General features: G+C 69.9%; 8 protein-coding genes. 1 reads left to right on the top strand and 7 read right to left on the bottom strand.

The annotated features are described in order from the left end of the window. Positions 1-209 precede the first annotated feature (209 nt). The 4 genes from ACFXJL_RS12685 to ACFXJL_RS12670 all read right to left on the bottom strand — a co-directional run bounded on the left by ACFXJL_RS12685 (position 210) and on the right by ACFXJL_RS12670 (position 7,780). Positions 210-1,325, bottom strand: coding sequence for an ADP-ribosylglycohydrolase family protein (locus tag ACFXJL_RS12685; RefSeq protein ID WP_358877188.1), 1,116 nt, complete (start codon positions 1,323-1,325; stop codon positions 210-212). Positions 1,326-1,824: 499 nt separating this feature from the next. Continuing rightward, complete coding sequence (locus ACFXJL_RS12680; RefSeq protein ID WP_384691735.1) at positions 1,825-3,870, bottom strand: tetratricopeptide repeat protein; 2,046 nt, start codon at positions 3,868-3,870, stop codon at positions 1,825-1,827. Between the two features lie 33 nt (positions 3,871-3,903). Then, positions 3,904-4,959, bottom strand: coding sequence for an AAA family ATPase (locus ACFXJL_RS12675; protein WP_384691732.1), 1,056 nt, complete (start codon positions 4,957-4,959; stop codon positions 3,904-3,906). Between the two features lie 238 nt (positions 4,960-5,197). After that, positions 5,198-7,780 carry a bifunctional FO biosynthesis protein CofGH gene (locus ACFXJL_RS12670; protein WP_358877186.1) on the bottom strand — a complete coding sequence of 861 codons (2,583 nt, stop codon included), beginning with the start codon at positions 7,778-7,780 and terminating at the stop codon, positions 5,198-5,200. Between the two features lie 256 nt (positions 7,781-8,036). Here ACFXJL_RS12670 and ACFXJL_RS12665 point away from each other — a divergent pair, with 256 nt between their 5' ends. Further along, positions 8,037-8,405 (top strand): hypothetical protein, encoded by a 369-nt coding sequence (locus ACFXJL_RS12665; RefSeq protein WP_384691729.1) that lies wholly within the window; start codon positions 8,037-8,039, stop codon positions 8,403-8,405. Positions 8,406-8,421: 16 nt separating this feature from the next. Here the strand turns inward: ACFXJL_RS12665 and ACFXJL_RS12660 are convergent, their stop codons facing one another. From ACFXJL_RS12660 to ACFXJL_RS12650, 3 genes are all read right to left on the bottom strand, one after another. Then, positions 8,422-9,990 carry an APC family permease gene (locus tag ACFXJL_RS12660; protein WP_384635628.1) on the bottom strand — a complete coding sequence of 523 codons (1,569 nt, stop codon included), beginning with the start codon at positions 9,988-9,990 and terminating at the stop codon, positions 8,422-8,424. A gap of 490 nt (positions 9,991-10,480) precedes the next feature. Beyond that, complete coding sequence (locus ACFXJL_RS12655) at positions 10,481-11,122, bottom strand: pentapeptide repeat-containing protein (protein WP_358877183.1); 642 nt, start codon at positions 11,120-11,122, stop codon at positions 10,481-10,483. Positions 11,123-11,190: 68 nt separating this feature from the next. Further along, entirely contained in the window at positions 11,191-12,042 is an 852-nt protein-coding gene (locus ACFXJL_RS12650) for an SMI1/KNR4 family protein (protein ID WP_384691723.1), read from the bottom strand. Between the last annotated feature and the right edge of the window lie 114 nt (positions 12,043-12,156).

The raw sequence follows: 12,156 nt of genomic DNA, 5'->3' as shown, positions 1-12,156 counted from the left end.
GCTGTCGGGTGGGGCGCGGGGCTTCGATGACTTTCGGGCCGGCACTTCATGCGTGCGCAGGCGCGCGGGGTTCCTTCGGATACCCCTGATTTCGGATACCCCTGATTCAGAGACCTCGGGTCCCGAGACCTCGGGTTCAGATGTGCCGGCTTCAGAGACCTCGGCTTCAGACGTGCGGCTTCAGACGTGCCGGCGTCAGAAGGTTCTCTTCAGACGCGGGGGTAGCGGGCCAACCACCCGGGGGCAGCCGCGGCCGGGCCGTGCAGTGCCGGCCCTTGGGTCATCTCCATGGCGAAGTCGTCCGCCAGTTCCAGGACGGTGGGGCGCCCTTCCAACTCCGACAGCCAGGCGGGGGGAAGCGCGGTCTCGCCGTGCAGAGCGCCGAGCAGGGCGCCGGTCAGACACCCAGTGATCTCGGATGGGCCGTCATGGTTGACCGCGAGGCGCAGTCCGTGGCGTATGTCCTGGCTCACCAGGGTGCAGTACACGGCGGTGGCGAGTGCCTCTTCGGCGCTGCGCTCCCCACCGAATCCGGCGATGCGCTCCGGATCGGGCGCGCCCTCCCGTACGGCTGCGACGGCCTTCTCCAGCGCATCCGTCACCGGCTGGTGCCCCGGACGGGCGCCCACGAGGGTGAGGGCTCGCCGTATCGAGCCGTCCAGCCCCTCGCCCCGCGCCAGACCGTGGACGATCACGGCGAAGGCGCCCGCCGAGAGATAGGCGCTGGGGTGGCCGTGCGTGTGCACGGCGCATTCCATGGCCAACTGGCAGACCAACTGGGGCTCCCAGCCGACGAGCAGCCCGAAGGGCGCCGACCGGGCCAGTGCGCCCGCGTCCTGGGCGGTCGGGTTCTTGGGGCTGTCCAGGGTGCCCATGGTGTCGTCGCCCAGGCCCAGGAGGACGGTCTTGGTCGGGGCGCGCCTGGTGTAGAGCCACTCCTCGCAGGCCAACCAGCCGTTGTCCTTGCGGCGTTCGTCCGGGCCCCAGTCGGACTGGGTCGCGGCCCAGCGTCGATGGGCCCGGTGGACATCGGTGGGCGGGTGCCAGGCGCCGGTGTCGCGGCGGACCTGGGCGCGGATCAGCCCGTCGACGGTGAACAGGCTCAGTTGGGTGGCCGCGGTGATGGCGCCGCGCCTGCCGTACGCGGGGACGAAGTCGTTGACGCCCTGGGGACCGTAGGCGTCGACCATCTCCTTCCAGGTGAGCGCGGTCACACCCGCGCCCAGCGCATCGCCGATGGCCGCGCCGAGCAGGGAGCCGCGCACCCGGGCCCGGAAGTCCTGCTGTTCGGCACGCCCCCAGACGGCTGTGGCTGCTGGGGTCACCGCGCGCCCTCCCTGGACGTGGAACGTAGTGCGAACTACAGCGAACGTAGTGGGAACGTAAGCCGGGGCAGCACTGTAATCGCTACGGCGCTGGCGGGGCGGCTTGTGGGGTGAAGGCTCCCTTCATATCTCGGGCTTCGACCGGTTCGACTGAGGGAGGGCATAGCTGCTGGGACGGCTGCGGCTTGGAGTGGTGGGCTCCGCTCCACCGCCCCGGCGAGGGCCTGTCCGCTGGTCCGGAGGCCCCTCGGCCCGTCCCTGGCCCGTTCTCGACAAAGACCCGCGGCGCACGGAGGACTGCCCTGCCCAAGCGAGGTGCCCGCCCTCGCCCTGCTCCGAACTCCGAACTCCGAACTCTGAACTCTGCAACTCCGAACGAGGCGCGCGGCTCCAGTGCTCCCCCACGTACGGCGTCGACACGCTGCCCCGGCCGCGGCACAACGGCGGCGCCCGGCCCTACCGAGCCCCGGCTGAGGCGTCGGCCCGATCTCGACGAGGGTCACCCAACACATTGGCGGCGAAGCTCGTCGGCTTCTTGTTCGTCGTTGAGCGCGGGATCCTCCAGCAACTCCCGGGCGCTCGCCCCCTCGCCCAACGACAGCAGCACCCTGACGTCCAGCAGGGCGAGCGTGGGGCTGCCCTGTGCCAGGTGCACACGGGCACGGACCCGATACGGGCGGGCATCATCCGGTGCGAGGGCTATCGCCCGGTCCAACTCCTCCCGGGCCTGCGTCAGCCGACCCAGGGCGAAGAGCGTCCTCCCGCGCCCTATCGCGATCCATGGTTCGTCCGGGTGGAGTTCGGCCGCTCGCGTGAGGTCCCTGAGGGCTTCCTCCCAGCGATCCAGCGCATGCAGTGACTGCCCTCGGCGCCCTCTCGACCATCCGTCGTCGGGTGCGAGGGCTATCGCCCGGTCGTAGTCGTCGATCGCCCGGTCGTGCCGGCCCGCTCGCCGATGCGCGTCTCCGCGCAGGACGCGGTACGCGGGGTCCTGCGGCGCCGCGGCCACCGCTGCTTCGAGATCGGTGAGTTCGCTCGCGTGGTCACCGAGTGCGCGGTACACCGTGGCACGCGCCTCCAGCGCCGCCGTGGACCCCGGCGCGGACTCCAACACCTGGTCGAGGTCGGACAGCGCTTCTGGATACCGCTGAAGGCCCGCTCGGGCACGGCCTCTGGCCACTCGTGCATAGGCGTAGGACGGGTCGTGCGCCAGCGAGGCATCGAAGTCCGCGATCGCCTGCTCATGGCGTCCGGCGCGAAGGTGCGCATGACCGCGCTGGGCGTGGGCCCACTCCTTGGCCCTGGAGGTCTCCACCACCCGATCGAGGTCGGCGAACTCCGCCGTGGTGTCGCCCTGCTCCCCATGGATCTCCGCCCTGCGCAACACCGCCCACAGATAGCCCGGCTCGATCTCCAGCGACGCCGTCAGATCCGCCAGGGCGTCATCGATGCGGGCCAGTGCCTTCTTCGCCATGGCCCTGCTGCCCAGCGCCCAGGCGTAGGAGGGGTCGAGGACGAGCGCCCGGTCATAGAGGGCGATCGCCTCCTCGTGGCGCCCGAGGTGGCGCAGGATCTCGCCGTACTCACCGACGATCCAGGGGTTGTCCGCGTCGAGATCGCGGGCGCGCCGGATGTCACGGAGGGACCCTTCTCCATCCCCCAGCCCACGTCTGACCTGAGCGCGCCGCACCAGTGCCCACACATGACCGGGGTTGGACTCCAGGGCGTCATCGAGATCGAGGAGGGCTTCCGCGCTGCGCCCGAGTGCGTGTTTGCTCTGGGCCCGGCTGGAGAGCGCCCAACTGTCCGCCGCATCGAGCTCCAGTGCCCGGTCGAAGTGTTCGAGCGAGGCGCTGTGCTCATGCAGCAGCCGATGGGTCTCACCGAGTCCGAAGTGCGCCCGCTGGCACGCGTCGTCCAGGGCGATGGCCCGCTGGTAGTCCCGCATCGCCTCGCCGTGATCACCGAGGTTGCGTTGATCGCGCCCCCGGACGACCAGGGCGGTCACCTTGGCCGCAGGTTCCAGTTCGGCCCGGCTGAGGATCAGACCGAGCAGTTCGACGCATCTGCGTCCGTCGTCCTCCAGGGCGCCCAGCGATTCCCGCCCCAATGAGCCAAGGACGTCACTGTTGGCGTCGAGGCCGGCATCGATGAGGATCTGCGCCCATTGCCGGGCTCGTGGCACGCCCGCGTCGCACGCGTCGATGCCGTCCCGGAGAGCGGCGGGCAGCGCTGCGCGCGGCTGTGCGCAGAGCCGGTGGTACAGCTCCTCCAGACGCAGTTCGCGCCAGCTGTCCTGGGCCCAGCGCTCAGCTGGTCGGAGCCCTTCCCCGGCCTTCGCGCACCAGCCCGCGAACGCGGCGGCCAGGCGATCGTGGCCTGCGCTCCAGCGCTCGGGGGAGCTGTTGCGGCGCAACCGCAGCATCGGTTCCCGAACGACATCGTGATACTGCGCGCGGCCTCCTCGGTCGATGACGAACGGCATCGACCGGAGCCAGGCGAAGAGGTCAGGGGCGTGGTCGGTGCCGACAGCCGCCCGGAACACGTCCTCGTTGAGCCGTCGGGGCAGTGCTCCGTCCTATGCGGCGGTGCGCCGAACAGGATCGACCTCCCATTTGAGGAACCGCTCCACGGCGGTGGCGCTGGGATCGTCGACGGCGCCTGTGCTGCCCGCGTTCTCCGCGAGGGTGGAGACCAGGACCGGGAGGCAGCCCGAGAGCCTCAGGACATCCCTGACGACCCGCTCGTCATGGACCTTCTTGTCCGCGAGGAGTTGGCGCGCCTCCGACTCGGTGAAGGGCGACAGCGGGATCTCGGTGATCAGTCCGGCGTGGTCCGACCAGACATGGAGGTTGAGCGGGCGCTGTCCGGAAGTGGTGATGAGGCAGTTCCCCGGCACCGGGCCGTGCCGGCTCGCCAGGAGATCGCACAGCCAGGGATCGAGGAAGGCGCTGGTGCGCTCGTATGTGTCGAAGAAGAACGCGATCCAGGGAACCCGGTCGGCGATGCGCTCCAACTCGGCCAGGAAGACCGGTGTGAGGGCCTTCACCGGGTCGAGGACGAGCGCCACGTCCTCCTGTTTGCCGAAGTGGCGGCTGAGGGCCGCCCGTGCGTTGTCGGTGGCATGGGCGATGCGGTTGGGGTCAATGGCTCCGGTGAGGGCTCCGGCGCCGGGGACAAGCCCCATCGCGATCAGGCCGGCCTGGGCGACCACGAGGGAGCCGGTGGTGGGCGCCGGGGCACCGGTCGTCGGGTCCGCATCGGGCCCGGCGGTGGAAGCGCTGACGGCTGCTTCCACCTCGTGTCGGCGCTGGCGGTAGGTGGCCAGCAGCTTCTCCAGCGGTTTCAGCGGGAACCCCTGGGCGGCGAACTGCGCGCAGACCGCTTCCAGGACCTCGGGCACGCTCGCCGCCGATTCGTCGACGGCGGCCGTCAGCGCTCCCGCCTCCTTGGCGGTGTGGACGAGCCTGCGCACCAGGAAGGACTTGCCCACCCCCGCATTGCCGTGGACATGGAAGGCGAAGTGGTGCTCCGGGTCCTCCAGCGATGTCGACAGATTGCCCTCGAACAGCGCCAACTCAGCCCGCCTGCCCACAAAACCGGCGAGCCTGCGCTGCTTCAACAAGTCCTGCATCGACCGAACCATGTGATCAGTCTGACCGCTGCTCCCCCGGGCCGTCAGCCCCTGTGGATAACCTCCGGGGTCCCGCCCCCGCAGGGGTGGAACGCGGTGGACCGCCCCCTCTCCGGAGCGCGCAACTCCGCTCCAAAGCGTGGGGCATTACGGCGAGGGGCGGTACGACCCTGGGCGGTACGGCGACGGCGGTCCGACGGGGAGGCGGTACGGCGACGGCGGGTACGGCGACGGCGGGCTAGTCCGACACCAACGGCAGCAGCGCCGGCAGTTGCCCGTCCGCCTCGGTCGCCGTGCGCTGCCGCTCCTCGGGCACCTCCCCGTACAGCGTCGTCCGTGCCCGCGCCGGGCGCCCCGCCAGATCGGCGATCTCCACCAGGCCCTTGATGGAGCGGTACGAGCCGTACCGGGACCCGGCCATGCGGGAGATGGTCTCCTCCATCAGGGTGCCGCCCAGGTCGTTGGCGCCCGAGCGCAGCATCTCCGCCGCCCCTTCGGCGCCCAACTTCACCCAACTGGTCTGGATGTTGGTGATGTGCGGGTGGAGCAGCAGCCGCGCCATCGCGGTCACGGCCCGGTTGTCGCGGTCCGTGGGCCCCGGCCTGGCGATCCCGGCGAGGTAGACCGGTGCGTTCGTATGGATGAACGGCAGGGTCACGAACTCCGTGAAGCCTCCCGTCTCCTGCTGGATGCGGGCGAGGGTACGGAAGTGGCCGAGCCAGTGCCTGGGCTGGTCGACGTGTCCGTACATCATGGTCGACGAGGAGCGGATGCCGAGTTCGTGCGCGGTGCTGACGACCTCGATCCAGGTCGCCGCGGGCAGCTTGCCCTTGGTGAGCACCCAGCGGACCTCGTCGTCCAGGATCTCGGCCGCGGTACCGGGGATGGAGTCGAGTCCCGCCTCCTTCGCCGCGGTCAGCCACTCCCGTACGGACAGTCCGGTGCGTGAGGCACCGTTGACGATCTCCATCGGGGAGAAGGCGTGCACGTGCATGCCGGGCACGCGTTCCTTGACGGCCCGGGCGATGTCGAAGTACGCGGTGCCCGGGAGGTCGGGATGGATGCCGCCCTGCATACAGACCTCGACGGCCCCCACGTCCCATGCCTGTTCGGCGCGGTCGGCCACCTGGGACAGCGAGAGGGTGTAGGCGTCGGCGTCGGTGCGGCGCTGGGCGAAGGCGCAGAACCGGCAGCCGGTGTAGCAGACATTCGTGAAGTTGATGTTGCGCGTCACGACGTAGGTGACCTCGTCGCCCACCACCGACCGGCGCAGTTCGTCCGCGATGGCGGTCAGGGCGTCCAGGGCCGGTCCGTCGGCGTGGAGGAGGGCCAGTGCCTCGTCGTCGGTGAGCCGGGTCGGGTCGTCGGCCGCGGTGCGCAGCGCCTGGCGCACATCGGCGTCGATCCGCGAGGGGACCATGCCGGGGGCGGCAGCCTCCCGGAGCGCGCCCCAATCGCCGTAGACGGCGTCGAAGTCGGCCCTGCGGTCGTGGGTGCGTCCCTCGGTGTCGATCGTGTGGTGGAGGTCGGTGCGCCCGGTGGCGGTGAAGCCCTCGTCGGGTTCCTGCCAGGGCAGTCCGACGGGGATGGCGTCCGGGCGGGCCAGTCCGGTCTGCGGATCGGACAGCGCGCGTACGTGGGGAAGCACCCGCGGGTCCAGCCACGGTTCTCCGCGCTGGACGAACTCCGGGTACACGCACAGCCGCTCGGCGAGCGTGAAGCCGACGGCGGCCGACTGCCGGGCGAGCTCGTCGATCTGGGGCCAGGGGCGTTCGGGGTTCACATGGTCGGGGGTCAGCGGCGACACCCCGCCCCAGTCGTCGATGCCGGCGCCGATCAACCGGGCGTACTCGGCGTCGACCAGGTTCGGCGGGGCCTGGAGGCAGGCGGACGGCCCGAGCAGCAGCCGGGCGACGGCCACGGTGGCGACCAGTTCGTCCAGTTCGGCATCGGGCATGCCGCGCATGGCCGTGTCGGGCTTGGCACGGAAGTTCTGGAGGATGAGTTCCTGGATGCCGTGGTACGAGCGGGAGACGCGGCGCAGCGCGAAGAGGGACTCCGCGCGCTCCTCGTAGGTCTCCCCGATGCCGATGAGGAGGCCGCTGGTGAAGGGCACCGAACTGCGGCCGGCGTCTTCCAGGACCCGCAGCCGTACGGCCGGTTCCTTGTCGGGCGAGCCGTAGTGCGGGCCGCCGGGCTCGCTCCACAGACGGGTAGCTGTGGTCTCCAGCATCATGCCCATGGAGGGTGCGACGGGCTTGAGTCGCTGGAAGTCGGTCCACGTCATCACGCCCGGATTGAGGTGGGGCAGCAGCCCGGTCTCCTCCAGGATGCGGATGGAGATGGCCCGGACGTAGGCGATGGTGTCGTCGTACCCCTCGGCCTCCAGCCAGGCGCGGGCCTCGGGCCAGCGGTCCTCGGGTTTGTCGCCGAGGGTGATCAGGGCTTCCTTGCAGCCCAGTTCGGCGCCGCGGCGGGCGATGGCGAGCACCTCGTCGGGGGACATGAACATGCCGTGGCCCGCACGCCTCAGCTTGCCCGGCACGGTGACGAAGGTGCAGTAGTGGCACTTGTCACGGCAGAGGCGGGTGAGCGGAATGAAGACGCTCTTGGAGTAGGTGATGATTCCCGGCCGTCCGGCGGCTTCGAGCCCGGCGTCCCGTACGCGCGCCGCGGAGGCGCAGAGGTCGTCCAGATCACGGCCGCGGGCCTGGAGGAGGACGGTGGTCTCGGCAACGTCGAGGGCGACCCCGTCCCTGGCTCGCTTGAGGGCGCGGCGCATGGAGTTCTCGGTGGGGCGTGCGGGCTCGTGATCCGTCATGAATCGAGCATACGAGCTGATCGGGGGCGGTAAAGGGGCCGGTGGGCGCACTGGCCGGGTCAGGGTGTGCCGGGGGCGTGCGCGTGGGCCAGCACCACGGGGTGAGGTGCCGGTGGGCGGGTGTGCGGCCGTCTGCGGCAACGGTCGTGGCGACCGTTCTCGTTCATCAGACCGTCATGTACGGCGGGGAACGGGGGTACGGACCTGAGTAGCGGGGCGGATTCCATCGGGCTGCCGGGCGTGGCGCAATGGCCCCATGGCTGACCCGTTCCCGTCCCGTCCCGAGTCCCGTCCCGAGTCCCGTACGACCGCCCGCGCCGCCGGTCGTACGGCCGACCAACGGTGGCGGCTGGCCGCCCGGATCGGGCTGGCGACACTCGCGCCCGCCTTTGCCGCGGCGGTGATCGTGGTGCTGAACCACTGCGTCCCGAACGACTGTGACGCCCGGCCCGAGCTGTCCTACGTCGCCTGGTGGGCCTTCGGAGTCAGCGCGTCGGCAGGGCTGTTCGCCTCGTTCGCACCCCAGCGGTTCTACCGGAGCCAGCGGGCCAGGCCGCCGGTGACGTTGCTGCACTGGGCGGCGCAACTCGTCTCGGTGGGTGCGGTGCTGGCGTATATGAGATGAGCGTGCTCGGACGGGGTCAGTCGGGAACGACCAGGGAGGGTGTCTCGCGGGTGAGCACTTCGCCGCGGAAGAACGCGGGGCTCTTGCGCTGCATCACCAGCATGATGACGACGCCGACGAGCAGCAGCCCGACGCCGATGACGAAGACCGAGCCGACGCCGAAGACCGCCGAGCCGCTTCCGTACGCCGGGTCCCACATGTCGTACAGGGTCTTGCCGAAGACCGCTGCCAGCAGCGCACCGCCGAGGAGGGGGAAGATGCCCTTGAAGACCAGGTCCCGGCCGGAGCGCAGGAGTTCCTTGCGGAAGTACCAGGCGCAGGCGAAGGCCGTCAGCGAGTAGTAGAAGCAGATCATCAGGCCGAGGGCGTAGATCGTGTCGATCAGTACGTTCTCGCTGACGAGGGTCATCACGGCGTAGAAGGCACCGGTGGCGATGCCGGCGACGACCGTGGCGCGGCCCGGGGTCTTGAAGCGGGGGTTGACCCGCGAGTACGAGGCGGGCAGGGCCTCGTACGTGGACATGGCCAGCACGGTTCGGGCGACCGGGATGAAGGTCGTCTGGAGGCTGGCCGCGGCCGAGGCGAGTACGGCAACGAAGAGCAGGACGCCGAGGCCGGGGCCCATGATCGGGCCGGCGAGGGCGGCGAAGACATTGTCGGAGGTCTCGGCGTTGGCGAGCCCGAGGCCCTTGTCACCTGAGCCGACGGCCATCTGCGCCGCCACCGCGGTGGCGAGGTAGGAGGCGACGAGGATGACCATGGCGATCAGTGCGGCCCGCCCCGGGGTCCTGTCGCTGCCCGTGGTCTCTTCGTTGGCGGTGAGACAGGCGTCCCAGCCCCAGTACATGAAGATCGACAGCGAGAGTCCGGCGGTGAAGGCGGCGAAGGACTGGACGGCGAAGGGGTTCAGCCACTCCATCGAGAAGGACAGCGAGGTGTCGAAGGAGCCGGCCTTGCTCAGTGCCATCGCCACGAACAGGCCGAGCACCAACAGTTGGAGGCCGACCAGGGCGTACTGGACACCCTTGGTGGCCGTCATGCCCCGGTAGCTGATCGCGGTGGCGACGGCGATCAGGATCAGGACGGTGGTGATGTGGACGGCCTTGTTGTCGTCGAGTGCGGCGATGGACTCGCTACCGGTGATCTCGCCGGCGAGGAGCCAGAAGAAGGACGTGGCAACGCCCGCCAGATTGGAGAGCACGATGATCGTGGCGATCACCAGGCCCCAGCCGCACATCCAGCCGAGGCGGGGGCCGAACGCCTTCACGGTCCAGGTGAAGGAGGTGCCGCAGTCCGGCATCACACGGTTCAGTTCCCGGTAGGCGAAGGCCACCAGCAGCATGGGCAGGAAGCCCGCGAGGAAGACGGCGGGCATCTGGAGCCCCACCTCACCGGCGGTGGAGCCGAGCGTCGAGGTGAGGCAGTAGACGGGGGCGACGGTGGAGATGCCGATGACGGCACTGCCGGTGAGGCCGACGGAATTGCCGCCGAGCCCCTTGGTGCGTACGCCGCCTCGGGACGCGCCGCCGTCCGGGGCACCCCCTACCGTGTCTCCGGCCAGGGGCCGCGCGTCCAACTGACTCATGAACAGGACGTTAACGGGTGCGGTTTCCACATGCGGAGGCATACTGTCCGGATATCGAACCTTGATTATCGTGGGCGATTTCGATCGATCGCCTCAAGATGGAAGCCCGACCGAGCACGCAAGCATGGGTTGCAAGGAATTCGGACCCTACTCGCAAGTACGAGAACCGCAGCGCCGCCCGTTTTGCACCTTTTGAAATTTTCCCGCGCTCTCCAGTCGCTCATGATCGCCCCACGGAGTGCACCCCTCGGGATGATCTTCGCCCTGCGGCACAAGCCCCGACGGCCACCGAGAACCCCGAAGATCAGTCACCACCACTGACGACCACCTACGGGCCCGCGCGGATGCCATCGGACCGTCGCCCCTCGCCTCCCGCCTCCCGCCTCCCGCCTCCCGCCTCCCGCCTCCCGCCTCTGGACGCAATCCCCCGAGTCCGGAAGGCCGCGGGAAGACCCCTGCCGCCCACGGGCCGGATACCGGCCAGGTGACCTCAGGTGACCTCCAGCCCCAGCGCGCTGGCGATGACGGCCGCCTGCTCCAGATCGATCTTCGCACCGGACACTTGGACGGCCAGCGGGTTCAAGGAGGACAGATCACTCCCCCGTAGATCGGCGCCGCTGAGGTTGGCGCCGAGAAAGGTGGCGCCGGAGAGGTCCGCCACCACCAGCGACGCCCCCTCCAGCCGCGCGCCCGTGAGGTCGCACTCCCGCATCCGCACCCCGTCGAAGGCGGCGCCCCGCAGATCCGCCTTCGGCAGGGCGACGAAGGACCAGTCCCCTCCGGTCACCCGGAGGATGTTGAAGGTGCAGTTCTGGAACTGACTGCCGACGAACTTGCACTGTTCGAAGACGGTGTCGAAGAAGGTGCACCGTCTGAAGGTGCAGTTGGTGAAGGCGGCGCTGCTGTGCCGCGAGGCGTTGAACCGCACCCCGGAGAAGGTGCACTCGTCGAAGATGCCGCCGTCGTTCACCACCTCGGTCCAGTCGGTGTCGTAGAAGGTGTGCCGGGTGTACCGCTGTTCCGACAGATCCCTTCCGTACCAGTCCTCATCCCCGACGACCACGCTCTCGGCGGGCGTGGAAGCCTCGGGAGAGGCGGGGTCGGGATGCGCGCGCTCACGTCGGATGGCCATGCATCCGATTGAACACGCCCCCACTGACAGTGCCGCCGTACACATCGGCACCGGCGCCGATCGAGCGGTCAGCGCCAGGCCGGCTCTCCCAGACGGGTGGTGACCCGCTCCACGGTGCACCCCATCGCCCGGACGGCGGCGAGCAGTGCGGTCCGGGCGTGCTCCTCGTCGGCCGGTGGATGGGCGAGCCGGATCTGGTGCCCGTACGCCGTCTCGTAGGTGAGTTTCCACCCTCGTTCGGGCACGTCGAAGTGGTCCTGCCGGATGCCGTCGCCATCATCGACACCACCACGATCGGCGGTCGGCGCCAGCGCCGCACGCAGGATCCGCAACCGCTCGGGATAGTCAGGGTCGTCCCGTGGCGGACCGACGAGCCTGATGTTCACGTGGACCCGCTCGACGAAGGGGTCGAACCACGGCTGTGCGGTCCCCGGCGCGGGCAGCAACCCCTGCACCCCCGTCTCCCCGCTCAACCAGTGGTGCAGGAACGCGACCGCGCCGAAGGGATGGACGGACCAGCCGTGGCCCCGCGGATTCCACACCACCGTCCGCCAGGTGTGCGGCGCCCCCTGAGTGAGCCAGCAGAGCCGGTCCCCGTTGTCGGTGCCCGCCCACATCAGCAGCCCACCGGGCTCGGGGTAGTAGGGGTGGGGGTGATCCTCCGGGTACTCCTCCCGGGACTCGGACTCCTCCGCCAGGATGCGCCGGGACCATCGGAGCAGCGGGCTGCCGTCCCCGAACGGGTTGAGCGGGGTGATGAAGTCGACGAACTGGCCCGTTCCATAGCGCTCGACGAGCGCCATGAAGTCGGGGGGCAGCGCCAGGCCCAACGCGGCCTCCACCTGCGCCCAGTCGCCTTCTGCGGCGACGGGTGAGCGCGGCGGCGGCACCAGACGGGTCAGATCGTCGATGGTCATCATGAGCGGGAGTGTACGAACGAGGTCCGCACCCGAATGCGGCGAAACCGGTGGATGGGGACTCCGTCGCCGGCACCTTCACCCCGGTCCACCTGCAAGGACTTCATCTCCCCAGGC

The sequence above is a fragment of the Streptomyces sp. NPDC059256 genome, from assembly GCF_042753785.1.
Lineage (GTDB): Bacteria > Actinomycetota > Actinomycetes > Streptomycetales > Streptomycetaceae > Streptomyces.
The sequence above is the reverse complement of the archived record's forward strand: the minus strand, read 5'-3'. Positions and strand labels throughout refer to the sequence as shown.